Genomic DNA, 14,938 nt, shown 5'->3' with positions numbered 1-14,938 from the left:
GCGATAACCGTCGAGGTCTTAAGATGTCCCAGGATCTCGTTTTTGTGGACTTTCTGGTAAGGCTTAGCGGTAATCTCGGTGACTTTTCCTGCAGCACCCGACCTGAGTACGATAACTGTGCCGTTCTCCATCTTCAGGGTGGCGATTTCGTCACCGCTATAGACGAAATTGCCAGGCTGGACAAGAAATCGTATGATTTTGGCATCTTCTGGCGAAACTATCGCAACGGATTCATCCCCGGTCCCGGCAAATGAACTCCACGGCAACAGCAGGCCAAGGAAAACGACCATTAAAATTCTGCTTTTCATAATACTATCCCGGTAAAGAGCAAAATGTATAAACGGCTCCGGGTGAGCTGGTTTCATCCCGGATGCCGTAACATATCAGTAAGTATCAACCGATTGTAAAGAGCGGGTCTGATGCCTGGACCGTATCGCCGGAAGAAATATGAATTTCAAGGACTTTACCACCACACGGCGATTTAACTTCGGACTCCATTTTCATGGCTTCCATAACCACCAGAGGCTGGTCTTCGGTGACCGTCTCGCCGAGTTCCACCAGGATCTTTACAATATTACCAGGAGTCGGTGCTTCCACGTCGGTTCCTTCGGTCACCGGAGGTGCAGCCGGAGCCGGTGCTGCGGCTGGAGCCGGAGCAGCAGCCGGAGTTGCCTGTATACCGCCTGCTTCGGAAACCGTTACGTTGTACGGCTTGTTGTTTACGGTGATGGTATAATCCCGGGGGCCGATCGACCGGGGGGCGGAAGCGGCACCCTTTGGCTGCTTGTCTTTCTTTTCCTCTTTCTTTTCATCCGAGATCTTGCGGACGTTCACCTTGGCGTTGCCGAGGAGGAAGTCGAGTCCTTTCTGCTCGCATGAGGCGATGATGAATATATTTTCATCGTTTACCGGCAGGTTGTTGTCCTCAAGGATCTTGGTGGCCTTGGGAATGCCCGGCTCGAGTATATCGAGCGGATCTTCAGTGAATATCGGTTTTCCCAGCTGGTCCGAAGCTATCTTTATGATCTCCGGGTCGGCCGGAACCGGAGTGTGGCCGAAGTAACCAAGTACCATGTTACCGTAGCTGGGGTTTATCTTCTTCCACTTGCCCTGGGTGACATTGAGGTAGGCCTGCTGGAAATAGAACTGGGATACGGGCGTGACCGATGTGCCGAAACCGCCTTTGGCAACCACTTCGGACATCTCCTTGATTACATCGCCGTAAAGATGCAGCGTTCCGGTGTCTCTCATCATCATGGTATTGGCGGTAAGCGCTCCACCGGGCATGGGAGACAGGGTCACCATTGGGGAGACCATCTTGGCTTCGGGCGGGAAAAAATAGTCGGACATGGCCTCTTCGAATGCATCCATGGCCACCAGGACTTTCTTGTAGTCGAGATCAAGGGTGTAGTCGGTGCCTTTCATGGCGTGCATCATCGACAGGATGTCAGGTTGGCAGGTTCCGCCGCTGACCGGAGATTTGGCCAGGTCGATGCCGTCGGCACCGCCTTCGATCGCCGCCATGTTCTGCGAGATGCCGAGGCTCGCTGTATCGTGGGTATGGAACCATAAGACGGTGTCGTCGGATACCATCTTTCTTGCCAGCTTGAGGGTCTCGTATACTTTTTTCGGGTTGGAGGTTCCCGAGGCATCCTTGAAGCAGATTGAGTGAAACGGTATGTCCGCATCGAGGATCTGCTTCAGCCGGTCGGCGTAAAACTCAGGGGTATGGGCGCCGGAGCATCCGGGAGGCAATTCCATCATGGAGACGACGATCTGGTGGTTCAGGCCGTGGTGATCAATCCGCTCTCCGGAGTATTCCAGGTTGCGCACGTCGTTGAGCGCGTCAAAGTTCCTGATGGTGGTCATACCGTGCTTTTTGAACATCTTGGCGTGCAGGTCGATGATATCCCTTGGGCACTGGCTCAAAGCGACCACATTGATTCCGCGGGCCAGGGTCTGCAGGGCCACATCCGGTCCCACTTCCGTGCGGAAGCGATCCATCATATCGAAAGCGGACTCCCCGCAATAGAAGAACAGGCTCTGGAAACGTGCCCCGCCGCCGGCTTCTATGTTGGTTATGCCGGCATCCACCGAAGCTTTTACCGCAGGCATAAAATCGTCTGTTAAGACCCTGGCTCCGAAAACTGACTGAAAACCGTCTCTGAAGGACGTGTCCATGAATTGAATTACTTTTTGGCTCACCGTTTTTCTCCTCGCTTTGTTTTGACTCAATCTACCACATTGTTTTTAGCAGGTTTGTCTAAATTCGTGTTCAGGCCCGGGCAAATCGTTCTGCCTCATATGCTGCCACGGCAGCACCAATGACCGCAATATCCTCGTCTGCGTCATCAGCGACAATCTTTTTGGCGTTATTTCTTTTTTCCAGCGCCAATGCTCTTTCCAGATTGATTGCATCAAGCTCCCGTGATGCTGCTCCTCTGGTGAGTTTTGCCACGAGATTGATAAAGAAAATCATCAGAACCAGAAAGAGCATGACGGTAGACATGCCCACGACCATAAGCTTAACACCTTCGATTAACATTTTGCGTCTCTGCCTCGGTACGGTTGAATTAATGATAAGTGAAAAAAACTCAAGGCGGCACAATACCAGATATTTTGCTATCTATCAAAGCAGTAAAGTTAATAGCAAAACAAAGTGTTTCTGATTTAATGTCGCGGTAATAGCCCAATAATTTTCAAATCAGGGACAAAAAAAAAATCCGGAAAGAGTCGCACTGGACCAGCCGGTGGTCTCGGAAAAGGTTATGCGGCAGGGGAGTTGTCCTGTACCGCGCAGGATGCGATGCGGTACAGGGGAGGGCAAAGTTATACTTCGTAAACGGCGTATTCGGTTTCCTGGCCCAGCAGCAGGTCGATTTCACTCTGAATAGCCTGGCGTTCCTCGTTGTGGAGCCAGCTGTTCCAGTCGTCGATGGATCTCCACGTACTGATCACCATGCATTCATCGGACATGTCAACTCTCCTGAGGGTTTCCCCGTAGATGTAGCCGGACTGGTTCAGGGTGAGACTGCGAAGTTTTTTCAGAAGAACGGTCAGTTCAAGAATGTTCTCGGGTGAGACTCTGCGCTTGATGAAGATTTTTACGGTCATTGAAGTTCTCCTTTGGTCTTGTTATGCCTGACGGGTCGTTGCTGCTTGGTTGTTTATCGCTTGTTCCCCGTGGCTATCAACTGCCATCATCTACTATTATATGATTCATCAATTATCTTGTAAAGAAATTGACCTGATTGATGACATGGCACTGAAATGTGACAGCCCGGCGAAATGTTCCATGCCAGGGGGATGCGCAGGTTCACCGTAAAGCAACGACTATTTTTTCGGCTGAAAAGAGGTGTGCGCCGGTAATCAGTGTGCTTGCCAAAAAAGAGCAGAACTAGTATGTACTATCGGCAATGACCGGAGCAGAAAGCCGCAACAGGAAAGCCTGCGGCAGCTGCGGCCGATGGGTATCGGTTTTGGTCAAGAGTTGAAGGAAATGATTGTAATCAAAGGTCCTTGCCGCACCAACGGGGCAAAAGTCAAGAGCGGAAGAAATTATGAGTGAACCCATCCCTTTAAACGAGAGAATCATCGTGGCGCTGGATGTCGACAGTGTCGCCCGGGCAAAAGAACTGGTAAAGAAGTGCGAGTCCCATGTCGGCTATTTCAAGGTAGGATTGCAGCTTTTTATGGGAAGCTGGTTTGAAACGGTGGACTGGATCGTCGATCGCGGTCACAAGGTGATGCTCGACCTGAAGTTTTTTGATATTCCGGAGACGGTAAAACTTGCGGTTCGACAGGTTAACAACAGGGGAGTGAGCCTGGCGACGATTCACGGCAACGACCCGATTATCCGTGCCGCCCTGTCCGAACGGGGAGACATGAAGCTGCTTGCGGTAACTGTTTTGACGAGTTTTGGCGAAGAGGACATGCGGGCCATGGGGATGACCCGGTCCATTGAGGATCTCGTATTCTACCGGGCGAGGCGGGCGCTGGAACTTGGCTGTGACGGGGTTGTTTCGTCGGGGCTTGAAGCAAAGAGAATGCGTGAGGAGCTGGGAGAAAAACTGTTGATTGTTACCCCGGGAATCAGGCCGGGACTGAATATCGAGGAAGCAAGCGACGACCAGAAGCGGATTGTCACTGCCGGGATGGCGATTAAAAACGGCGCCAGCCACGTTGTAGTAGGCCGGCCCATCACCAAGGCGGACGATCCTATCCGGGTTATCGAGATGATGCAGCGGGAAATTGCTGAGGTCAGATAAAAGCCCCCCCCTTCACAAGAAGATTTTATTGAAATCCTAACTGTTTTCTTAACGGCAAAACCGGAAAAAATTTGCTATAATCCGGGTAAATGGGAGTGGTTGAGGACAATCACGAAAATCGCAAGCCAGACAGAGGGGAGGTGAGGCGGCCGGTGTCTTGACAAGCGGAAATAAAAAGAAACGGAGCCAGTCGCCCATGGGTGTGACGGACCATGGCGGGGGCACCATGCGATCACTTTTATTACCGGAGCTATATGGCAATCAATAAAAAGATTTTTATCCTCGATACCAACGTTATTCTTCATGACAGTTCCTGCCTGTATAATTTTCAAGAACACGATATCATAATTCCCATAACCGTTCTGGAGGAATTGGACGGTTTCAAGAAAGGACACCAGATCATTAATTTTCATGCCAGGCAGTTTGTCCGTTCCCTTGATGAATTGAGTTCGGACAAGCTCTTTAACGGCGGTATGAGCATAGGTCCCGATAATGGAAAGGTGGCCATCCGGCTGGACAGGCCGATGCATGAAAAACTGGTCGACACCTTTCCCGGAAGCGACAAGCCGGACCACAGGATACTCAACACAGCCTATCACCTTTCCGAGGAAAACCGCGACAAGACGGTCGTGCTGGTGAGCAAGGATGTCAACCTGAGGATGAAGGCAAGATCCCTGGGCCTGATGGCCGAGGACTATACCACCGATCATGTCCGCGACCCCGACCGGCTGTATGTCGGATGCAGGCAGATAAAGGTGGATGACGCACATGTTCTCAACCGGTTCTATGCCGGAAGCGGCAGGGAGAGAGCCGATGATATTGTGCCCGACCAGCACTACGTGGCCAACGAGTACCTCATCCTGAAAAACGGGAAACAGTCGGCCCTGGGGGTCTATAAGCAGGATGAGGGAAGTATCGTGCGGATTGCCAAAACCACTGTCTACGGAATAGAACCGCGCAATGCGGAGCAATCGTTTGCCGTCCATGCCCTGGTCGACGATACGGTTCCCCTCGTAACGCTCACCGGAAAAGCGGGCACCGGGAAAACGCTTTTGGCACTGGCCGCAGCCCTGGAGATGCGCAAAAAATATCAGCAGATTCTTCTTACCCGGCCGATAGTGCCGCTCTCCAACAAGGATATCGGCTACCTGCCCGGAGATATCAATTCCAAGGTGTCGCCCTACATGCAGCCGCTCTATGACAATCTCGGGGTGATACGCGGCCAGTTCAAGGAGAACAGCGCCATGTTCAGGGGGCTGCAGCGGATGGTTGACGAGGGAAAGCTGATGATCGAGCCGCTCGCCTATATCCGTGGCCGCAGCCTGGTGAAGAAATATATGATAGTCGACGAGGCTCAGAACCTTACTCCGCTGGAGGTGAAAACGATCATCACCCGTGCAGGCGAAAAGACCAAGATTGTGTTCACCGGAGACGTCCACCAGATCGACCATCCTTATCTGGACAGCAACTCCAACGGGCTGGCGACGCTGATCGACAGAATGCGGGGACAGAACTTATATGCCCACATCGATCTGCAAAAAGGCGAGCGCTCCGAGCTGGCCGAACTGGCCAGTGATCTGCTGTAGGCTTTGCGGTGACGGCTCCCCCCGGGGAGTTGATGTCTGCTGTTGATGGTCCGGCCTCCAATCATACCATGATGGGGTTTGCAAGTGATCTGTATCTTGACTACACATCTTAGCTGGGAAAATTTATACGCATGTTCCGTTTTCTTCACACTGCAGACATACACCTCGATAGTCCTCTAAAAGGTCTTGAAGCACATGAGGATGCCCCTGCCGACGAAATAAGAGGGGCAACAAGGCGAGCTTTTGACAACCTCATAGATCTCGCAATTGATGAGGAAGTCGCTTTTGTCCTGATTGCAGGGGACCTGTATGACGGTGACTGGAAGGATTACAACACCGGCCTCTATTTTGCCGGAAGAATGGGAAGGCTGGATAAAGCCGGGATCCAGGTTTTCATTGTTTCCGGCAACCATGACGCTGCCAGCAATACAACCAAGGCTTTGCCCCTGCCCGACAACGTCTTTATCTTCTCACACAGCAGGCCGGAATCGAAAAAAATAGATGATCTCGGGGTGATCATCCACGGCCAGGGGTATGCCTTTAAGGCGGTTACTGACAATCTTGGCGCGGAGTACCCGGTGTCAGAGTCCGGCTATTTCAATATCGGTCTGCTCCACACATCGCTTACCGGCAGGGAGAACCACGCAAGTTACGCCCCGTGCAGTTTGGACGATCTGCAGTCCAAAGGCTATGACTATTGGGCCTTGGGTCATGTTCATAAACGGGAAATTGTATCCGAGAATCCAACGGTTGTTTTCCCCGGTAATATCCAGGGGCGCCATATCAAGGAAACGGGCGCCAAGGGAGCCACTCTGGTTACGGTTGAAGACGGTACCATTACCGGGGTGGAAACGCGTGATCTCGACGTACTGCGCTGGGCGGTATGTGACGTTGATCTTTCGACATGTACAACTGCCGAGAGTGTGTATGAGGCGGTACGGGCGGCGTTTGAACACGAACGCGATGAGGCTTGCGGCAGAACTGTTGCGCTCCGCCTTGTCCTGACCGGTCGTTGCCCGGTGCATGCACAACTTCTTGACCGCACGTTTGTGTGGACGGAAAAGTTTCGTGCCATTGCGGAAAGTATTGGAGGGGTATGGCTGGAGACAGTGAAGTTCAAGACAACCCGCCAGGCAAATCTTGATGAACTCGTTGGAGAAGATACTCCTATTGCGGGCTTGATTGCATCAATTTGGAACCTTGAGCTCGGTAACGAAGATCCAATATTATCGATTCCCGACCTTGCAGCATTACAATCCAGGCTCCCTGCCGAGATCCAGACGGATGACGACCCCCTATGGGATACTTCTCCGGGAAAAATGGCGGAATTGTGTGCAGAGATCCAGGAGATGCTGATCTCGATGCTTCTTCAGCACGGAGAGAAGAAATGAAGCTGAAGAGTCTCGACTTAAAAGCTTTTGGCCCATTTACCAGCCGTATTCTTGAATTCAATTCACAAGGACCGGGGCTCCATGTAATTTTTGGCCCTAACGAGGCAGGGAAAAGCAGCGCTCTTCGGGGACTCAAAGCGCTGCTATTCGGTTTTCATCCCCAGACCCCGGATAATTTCCTCCACAGTTATGACCAGCTTCTGGTCGGGGGTAATCTTGAGAACAAGGACGGGCAAGAGCTTATTTTCCAGCGCCGTAAAAAACGGGTAAACGACCTTGTAGATGGTGATGGCAATCCTCTGGATGCCAGCCTGTTAACTGCTTTTCTCCATGGTGTCGAGCCTGAGATTTTTGAATCGCTTTATGGAATAGATCATAATCGTCTTGTGCAGGGAGGTAATGACATACTGGCCCAGCAGGGAGAGGTCGGTAAGAGTCTTTTTGCAGCAGGAGCAGGAATATCTTCCCTGCGAGACGTGATTGCCCGGCTGGAGCAGGAATCGTCGGACCTGTTCAAACCCAATGGGTCAAGACCGGAAATCAACAAGGCGATTAAGAGATTTAAAGAGCTGCAAAAAGAGGTCAAGGATGCCAGCCTGGCCCCCAGGCAGTGGAAGGAGCTTAACAAGGCCCTGGCGGAAGCAGAATCCGAGCGGACCAGCCTGGAGCGGGAGCGGGACTCTAAAAACAAGGAATTGCGTCGTCTTGAGCGTTTGCAGCGGGCAATTCCGGAGCTTGCCTCCCTCAAGGTCTGGCAAGAGCATTGTGCAGCTCTGGGTGATGTTGTCACCCTCCCCCCGGATATTCGTGAAAAACACCAGCAGGTAGAACAGGCTATCGATAAAGCGAGATCTCAACTGCAGCAAAGTCTGGAGCGGCTCAAGCAGGTCAATGAGAAATTAAGTGGAATCTCCATAAACAAGGTTCTTCTTGAACAGGGTGACGTGGTCGATGATTTTCACCAGCGTCTCGGTGAGTATCGAAAGGGCCAGAAAGATCGCCCTGAACGCAATGGCATGCGGATCAATTTACGTAAGGAAGCCGGTCTGCTGCTCAGGCAGGTACGACCGGATATGTCCCTTGAGGAAGTTGAGTCCTTGAGGCCGATGCTGTTAAGGAAAAAAACTATCCACGCCCTGAGTTCTCGATATGAAGCTGTCTGGCAGAACGTCAACCAGACAGGCAGGCGGTGCCGGGCAGCACAAAAGGAGCTGGAAGATGTCGCAGGAAGTCTTTTTGCCACCCCTGACATCCAGGACACACACGAACTCAACCTGGCTGTGAAGCTTGCCCGGAAAGCTGGTGATATCGACACCAAAATAGCTAAAGCACAAAATGACCTTGAACAGGATCGCACGAAATGTCTTTTAAGTTTGCAGCGCATCGGGTTGTGGTCAGGAGACTTGACCACACTTTTGGAGCTGGCCCTTCCTTTTGGTGAAACGATACAAAGATTTGCGCAAAAATTCCGTGAAATCAGTGAGGAGAAGCGAGTTTTAACAAAAGACCGCAAAGATGCCGCCATGCTGCTTACAGGTGCTGCGGCAGAGCTGAAAAGGATACAGTACGGCGGTGAAGTCCCTTCGGAAAACGATTTAAGCACCACTCGCAAAAAGCGGGATGCAGGCTGGCATCTGCTGCGCCGACATTGGCTCCACGGTGAAGATGTATTGCGGGAAAGTCAAAATTTTGATCCTGGGAGAAACCTTCCCGATGCTTATGAGGGGTTGGTAAACCTGGCGGACGTTATTGCAGATCGACTCCGCAACGAAGCTGACCGTGTCGCAAACTGTGCAAATTTCAAGGCCCAGATCGAACAGCAAAATGAGGTGCTGGCCGGGTGCAGAGCTCTTGAAGAAGACCTTGACCGGCGTGAAAAGAATCTCCGCCAGGAGTGGGCTGACATATGGAAACATCTTGGCATATCGCCACTTTCGCCAAATGAAATGAGTGGTTGGCTTACGGCCATGGAAAAGCTGCGTTATCGGGTAGGGGATCTTTTCGCCAAAGAGGAGGAACTGAACAGTGAAGCAAAACGGCGGCATGAACTGAAACAACAACTGGACAAAGTCCTAACCGGGATGAAGGTCAGGGTACCATCTTCGGCAAACCTTGGTCCCGTTTTGATCCTTGGTGAAACCCTCATTGATAAAATCGATCGGCAGAAGACCGAGCGGGATCGTTTGGTGGAGCGTCGAGATAAAGCACAAAATAGCGCTGCTCAAACTGTTGCGGAACATCGGGAAGCAAAACAGGCTTTCACTGACTGGCAACAGCAGTGGCAGGAGGCGGTAGCCGGCCTGGGCTTTACCAAAGAGATCTCTACGCTTGAGGCTGTGGATTACCTTGAAACCCTGCAGAACTGCCTGGATAAAGTAAAACAGGCGACCGACCTGCAAAAACGCATCAGCGGTATTGACCGGGATGCCGGTCAACTTGAAAAAGAAATACAATCGGTCCTTGTCGATGCCGCCCCGTCACTGATGGATCTGCCATTGGATCAGGCAATTCTCCAGCTGCGCGCACTGCTCAGGCGGGCGCAAGATGAAAAAACTTTATGTGATCAACTCACAGGAGAGCAAGAATTACTGCAAGCCGATATTGCCATTGGCAAAAAACACCTCCAAAAAGCCAACAGCCAGATGGCGGAGCTGCTCGGTGCCGCCAGGTGCGAAACGGCGGATGAGCTGGGTCCAGTTATCAGCAGATTTCTTGAATACCAAAAACTCCAGGAGAAAATTTCAACAAGCGAGGCGACGTTGGCCAGGATAGGAGCAGGGATGACGATTGATGAATTGATCGCCCAGGCAGAAGCGATCGATGCCGATGAGTTGCCTGGGCGAATCGGATCGTTGCAGCAAGATATTGAAAACAGGATACACCCAGCGATTAATGTTGTGTCACAGCGAGTTGGTGAAATAAACAACGAGCTTGCCGCCATGGACGGTAGCTCCATAGCGGCTGATGCATCTGAAAAAATGGAGCAGGAACTGGCAAAAATCAGACGACTTGCCGGGCGCTATACACGAGTTAAGCTTGCTTCCAGGATTTTGCAGCAAGAGATAGAACGTTACCGGGAAAAACATCAAGATCCCGTACTTCGGATTGCGTCTGACTATTTTGCAGAACTGACACTGCATTCCTTTGCAGGCCTAAGGGCCGATGTCAACGATAAAGGAGAACCTGTACTCGAAGGAGTACGGCCAGACAACAAATGGACAAGTGTCAATGGAATGAGCGACGGTACCCGTGATCAGCTCTATCTTTCCCTGCGCCTTGCAACACTTGAATGGAGAATGCAGACCAGTGAACCGATGCCATTTATCGTTGATGATATTTTGATTAATTTCGATGATGACAGGTCTCGGGCTACTCTTGGGACCCTTGCCCGCTTCAGCAGGAAAAATCAGGTTATTCTCTTCACCCATCATCGCCAATTGATTGACGATGCAGAGACAGTAGGGAAAACAGAAGAAGTGGTGATTCATATGTTATAACCTGGCAGACATTATTTCTTTCTCCATTTCGCGTATGGCCCTGTACTGGGGTGTCTGCGCTTTTTTTCGGTCCGTGTTAGTCTCCGGGGGAGCGAATCCGGCAGACTATATGTTTGATAACAACGTAATATTATTGAGATACGTGTTTTAACAATTTATTAAGTGTTGCTTATAATAATCGTGATGCATATAATGAGGGATTATGAAGTCTCCGAACCCTGAAGATAGTATTGGATTCCTGGTTTACGAAGTGTCCCGGCTGATGCGGCGCGACTTTGACCAGAGGGTGCACTATCTGGGCCTCACCCAGGTACAGTGGCGGGCCATCGTCCATATTGCCCGCCAGGAAGGCTGCAACCAGTCGCTTATCGCCGATCTGCTGGAAGTAAAGCCGATAACAGTTACGCGGCTGATCGACCGGCTTGTCGAACAGGGGTGGGTGGTAAGGAAACCGGACGAAAGGGACCGGCGTGCAGTGCGGCTCTATCTGACTGAAAAAGCCCGGCCTCTTCTGGCGACCATGCAGGAAAAGGCGTTGGAGACGAGAGCGAAGGCTCTGCGGGGGGTCAGCGACGAAGAGTTCACCATTCTGGCCGCCGCCCTGAAAAAAATAAAAACAAATCTGTCACGGGTGTAAAACGGGAGGCTGCAGCCTGTCTTTTTTCCCCTGACAGCAAAACCTCAAGCAAGCAAAGGACGGCTCATGACTGATACGCGGCAAGAACCGGATACCAGCCCCCGTCCCCGGTCAGGCCCATCGCCGGGGAAAAAGAAATCTATCCGGCTTTTTTTCCTTGTTCTCGGCCCCCTTGTGGTCGTTGCGGTCTCCTTGTTTTTCTATCTGACCGGCGGCAGGTTCGTGGAAACCGACAATGCATATGTCCAGGCCGACAAGGTAGCCGTCAGTGCCGAGGTCTCCGGGACCATAGTAGAGGTGATGGTTGCGGAGAACGCCTCCATAAAAAAAGGTACGCCTCTTCTGAAAATCGATGACCGCTCCTACACTATCGCGCTTGAACAGGCTCGCGCCAGCCTTCAGGAGGCGGAGGCAGAAATCACCAAGCTCAAGGCCGAGTACAGCCAGAAGGTCAACGAGCTCAGGCTCGCCGAAAGTAATATCGCCTACGCGAAAAAGGAGTTTGGCCGGTTGTCGAACCTTGACTCCAACCAGGCTGTCGCCAAGGCGCAGCTCGATGACGCCGAGCATAACCTTGCGCTCAGCCGGCACCGGTTCAAGATCATCGACACCGAGATGGAACAGATCCTGGCAAAACTCAAAGGCGACCCCGAGATCCCTATTGATCGATTGCCCAGTTACCGGCTCGCCAGGGCGACGGTGGAAGAGGCTGCTCTGAATCTTGAAAAGACAACTGTGGTTGCGCCTTTTGACGGTCGGGTGACCAAACTTCCCAGGGTGGGAAAACATGTGGCCCCCGGGATGCCGATCATGGCCCTTGTCGCCGACAGCGGTTTCTGGATTGAAGCCAACCTGAAGGAGACGGAGCTAACCCATGTGAGAGCTGACCAGAAAGTGTCCATTGAAGTCGATACTTATCCCGATTTCGAGTTTACCGGCACGGTACAGAGCATCAGCCCCGGAACCGGCAGTGAATTTTCCATAATTCCGGCGCAGAACGCTACCGGAAACTGGGTAAAGGTGGTGCAGCGGATTCCGGTCCGGATCGTTGTCGACAATTATTCCGGCAACCGGGTTCTCCGTTCTGGAATGAGCACCACGGTGACAATAGACACTGAATATCACCGGCCGCTGCCCGGCTGGATAAGCAGGAGGTTGACCGAAACCGGCGTTTTGGCAGGCACCCTGGCATCTTCGGGCAAACAGTAAACAACATGTCAGCGTCCACCGGCCAGGTTGTCGAGTCCGCCTCTTCAAGGGGGCTGATTACCATCTCCATCATGCTTGCAACGGTGATGCAGGCAATAGATACCACCATCGCCAATGTCGCCCTGCCAAACATGCAGGGGGCGATGTCGGCTACCCAGGATCAGATCTCCTGGGTGCTGACCTCCTATATTGTGGCAGCGGCAATTATGACTCCGGTGACCGGGGTGCTTGCCGCGCAGCTCGGACGAAAAAGGATTTTCCTCATCTCCGTTGCCGGGTTTACCCTTTCCTCGGTGCTGTGCGGGACCTCGCAAACGCTGTTCCAGATCGTTTTGTTCCGTCTGCTGCAGGGGGTTTTCGGGGCCGGACTGGTTCCCCTGTCCCAGGCGGTGCTGCTCGATACATACCCCCGGGAGCAGCATGGTTCGGCTATGGCCATATGGGGGCTCGGGGTTATGGTCGGTCCCATCATCGGTCCGTCGCTGGGGGGGTATATCACCGAATTTTACAACTGGCGCTGGATATTTTATATCAACCTGCCGGTGGGACTCCTCGCCTTCGGCGGAATCCTGGCATCGGTCAGGGAGACCCGGGTGAGCGACAGCCAGCGCTTTGATTATTTCGGTTTTTTCCTGCTCAGTATCGCCATTGGTTCCCTGCAGCTTCTTCTTGATCGGGGCCAGTCTCTGGACTGGTTTTCCAGCAGCGAGATTGTTGTTGAAACCGTGACCGCAATTCTCTGTCTCTACATGTTTGTGGTGCATACCCTGACGGCGGACGACCCTTTTATTCCGCCTGCGATGTTCCGTGACCGCAATTTTATCGGCGGGCTCATCCTGATGTTTGTGATAGGAGTAACGCTGCTTGCCACCCTGGCGCTGCTGCCGCCTTTTATGCAGCAGTTGATGGGATTTCCGGTGGTTACCACGGGCTATCTTCTGGCGCCGCGGGGCATGGGAACCATGCTGGCGATGGTGCTGGTCGGCCGGCTCGTCGACAAAATCGACGCACGTCTGCTCATACTGGCCGGACTTAGCCTGACTATTGTCGCACTTTTCATGATGACGCGGTTTACCACCGAGGTGCCCGAATCGGCGATTGTCCTGACCAGCGTGATCCAGGGGTTCGGGTTCGGATTTGTGTTCGTACCGCTCAGCACGAACACCTTTTCAACCCTGGCGGCCCGTTTCCGCACGGAAGGAACGGCAATGTACAGCCTTATTCGAAATATCGGCAGCAGCATCGGCATTTCAGTGGTCGTCACCATGCTGGCCCGCAATGCCCAGGTTAACCACGCCGATCTTGCCGAATTCATCAACCCGTTTCGTCCGGTCATGACCCCCGGGAGTCTGCCCTCGGTGTGGGACTGGACGACGGCCACCGGTGCCGCGGCCCTCAACGCAGAAGTGAGCCGACAGGCGCTCACCATCAGTTACCTCAACGATTTCAGGTTGATCATGTGGATTACCGTCGCGGCAATTCCGCTGCTGCTGCTGTTCAAGGGCAAGGGTGGACGTTCCTGAGGTGCTGCCGAGATTAGTGGCCGAGCAGTTGCGGCCTGTTCCGGTCGGTATCGGCGATAAAATTCGATCTGTTTTTCCAGCCAGCGCTCCTCTCCGGTCTTACGGGACGGCAATGTTCTCGGCCGCGGGAGAGGACCGATTGTTGTTGTTTTTGTCTGTGAAAATATGGCACAATACATTCTCGTGCCTATCTGTTTTATGTATCTGTTTTCGATAAAGGAGGAGATGATGGCTCAAAAAAAGATCCTGATGATCGTGGGTGACTATGTCGAGGACTATGAGGCGATGGTGCCGTTTCAGATTCTGACCATGGTCGGCCATACGGTGCATACCGTGTGTCCCGGCAAAGAGGCCGGTGACTCGGTGAAAACGGCGATCCATGATTTTGAGGGAGACCAGACCTACAGCGAGAAGCCCGGCCATAATTTTGGCGTAAATACAGACTTTTCAACGGTTAGTCCCGGCGATTACGATGGGCTGGTGCTGCCGGGAGGCCGCGCGCCCGAATATCTGCGGCTCGATCAGCGACTTCTCGATATTGTCAGGGAATTCGCCGATACCGGCAAACCGATTGCCTCCATCTGTCACGGTCAGCAGATCCTGGTTGCGGCAGGCGTCCTCAAGGGAAAGCTGTGTACCGCCTATCCCGCCGTCAAACCTGATATTGTGGCGGCCGGTGCCATCTGGGGCGAGGTGAACGAGACTTTCTCCAATGCCTTTGTCGACAACAATCTCGTCACAGCGGCGGCATGGCCCGGTCATCCGGAGTGGATGCGTAAGTTTCTTGAAGTTCTCGGTTCGACCATCGAACCGTGATTGATGGTTGT

At 52.6% G+C, this 14,938-nt stretch carries 11 protein-coding genes; 8 read left to right on the top strand and 3 right to left on the bottom strand.

The features are described from left to right. Nucleotides 1–393 precede the first annotated feature (393 nt). The 3 genes from BLQ17_RS02860 to BLQ17_RS02850 form a co-directional block, all read right to left on the bottom strand. Entirely contained in the window at nt 394–2,181 is a 1,788-nt protein-coding gene (locus BLQ17_RS02860) for a biotin/lipoyl-containing protein (protein WP_092219591.1), read from the bottom strand. A 94-nt stretch (nt 2,182–2,275) separates the two neighbouring features. Continuing rightward, nucleotides 2,276–2,545, bottom strand: a complete 270-nt coding sequence (locus tag BLQ17_RS02855; RefSeq protein ID WP_092219589.1) for an OadG family protein — start codon at nt 2,543–2,545, stop codon at nt 2,276–2,278. Between the two features lie 284 nt (nt 2,546–2,829). Continuing rightward, nucleotides 2,830–3,114, bottom strand: a complete 285-nt coding sequence (locus BLQ17_RS02850; RefSeq protein ID WP_092219587.1) for an antibiotic biosynthesis monooxygenase family protein — start codon at nt 3,112–3,114, stop codon at nt 2,830–2,832. A gap of 446 nt (nt 3,115–3,560) precedes the next feature. Between BLQ17_RS02850 and pyrF the strand changes: the two genes are divergently transcribed. The 8 genes from pyrF to BLQ17_RS02810 all read left to right on the top strand — a co-directional run bounded on the left by pyrF (nt 3,561) and on the right by BLQ17_RS02810 (nt 14,927). Further along, entirely contained in the window at nt 3,561–4,268 is a 708-nt protein-coding gene (pyrF, locus tag BLQ17_RS02845; protein ID WP_092219585.1) for an orotidine-5'-phosphate decarboxylase, read from the top strand. Nucleotides 4,269–4,522: 254 nt separating this feature from the next. Continuing rightward, the gene (locus BLQ17_RS02840) at nt 4,523–5,854 is read left to right on the top strand and encodes a PhoH family protein (protein WP_092219583.1); all 1,332 of its coding nucleotides are present in this window, start codon (nt 4,523–4,525) and stop codon (nt 5,852–5,854) included. A 131-nt stretch (nt 5,855–5,985) separates the two neighbouring features. Next, nucleotides 5,986–7,245: a metallophosphoesterase family protein gene (locus tag BLQ17_RS02835; protein ID WP_092219581.1), complete on the top strand. Its 1,260-nt coding sequence runs from the start codon at nt 5,986–5,988 to the stop codon at nt 7,243–7,245. After that, nucleotides 7,242–10,742 carry a YhaN family protein gene (locus BLQ17_RS02830; protein WP_176761054.1) on the top strand — a complete coding sequence of 1,167 codons (3,501 nt, stop codon included), beginning with the start codon at nt 7,242–7,244 and terminating at the stop codon, nt 10,740–10,742. Before BLQ17_RS02835 ends, BLQ17_RS02830 begins: the two co-directional genes overlap by 4 nt. 202 nt (nt 10,743–10,944) lie before the next feature. Next, complete coding sequence (locus BLQ17_RS02825) at nt 10,945–11,379, top strand: MarR family winged helix-turn-helix transcriptional regulator (protein ID WP_092219577.1); 435 nt, start codon at nt 10,945–10,947, stop codon at nt 11,377–11,379. Nucleotides 11,380–11,445: 66 nt separating this feature from the next. Beyond that, nucleotides 11,446–12,588, top strand: coding sequence for an HlyD family secretion protein (locus BLQ17_RS02820; protein WP_092219575.1), 1,143 nt, complete (start codon nt 11,446–11,448; stop codon nt 12,586–12,588). Between the two features lie 5 nt (nt 12,589–12,593). Then, the gene (locus BLQ17_RS02815; protein WP_218121703.1) at nt 12,594–14,111 is read left to right on the top strand and encodes a DHA2 family efflux MFS transporter permease subunit; all 1,518 of its coding nucleotides are present in this window, start codon (nt 12,594–12,596) and stop codon (nt 14,109–14,111) included. A 228-nt stretch (nt 14,112–14,339) separates the two neighbouring features. Further along, a complete protein-coding gene (locus BLQ17_RS02810; RefSeq protein WP_092219697.1) occupies nt 14,340–14,927 on the top strand; it encodes a DJ-1/PfpI family protein in 588 nt (195 codons plus the stop codon). Nucleotides 14,928–14,938: the final 11 nt, after the last annotated feature.

Origin of the sequence: Desulforhopalus singaporensis, from assembly GCF_900104445.1 — a bacterium.
Taxonomy (GTDB): domain Bacteria; phylum Desulfobacterota; class Desulfobulbia; order Desulfobulbales; family Desulfocapsaceae; genus Desulforhopalus_A; species Desulforhopalus_A singaporensis.
The sequence above is the reverse complement of the archived record's forward strand: the minus strand, read 5'-3'. Positions and strand labels throughout refer to the sequence as shown.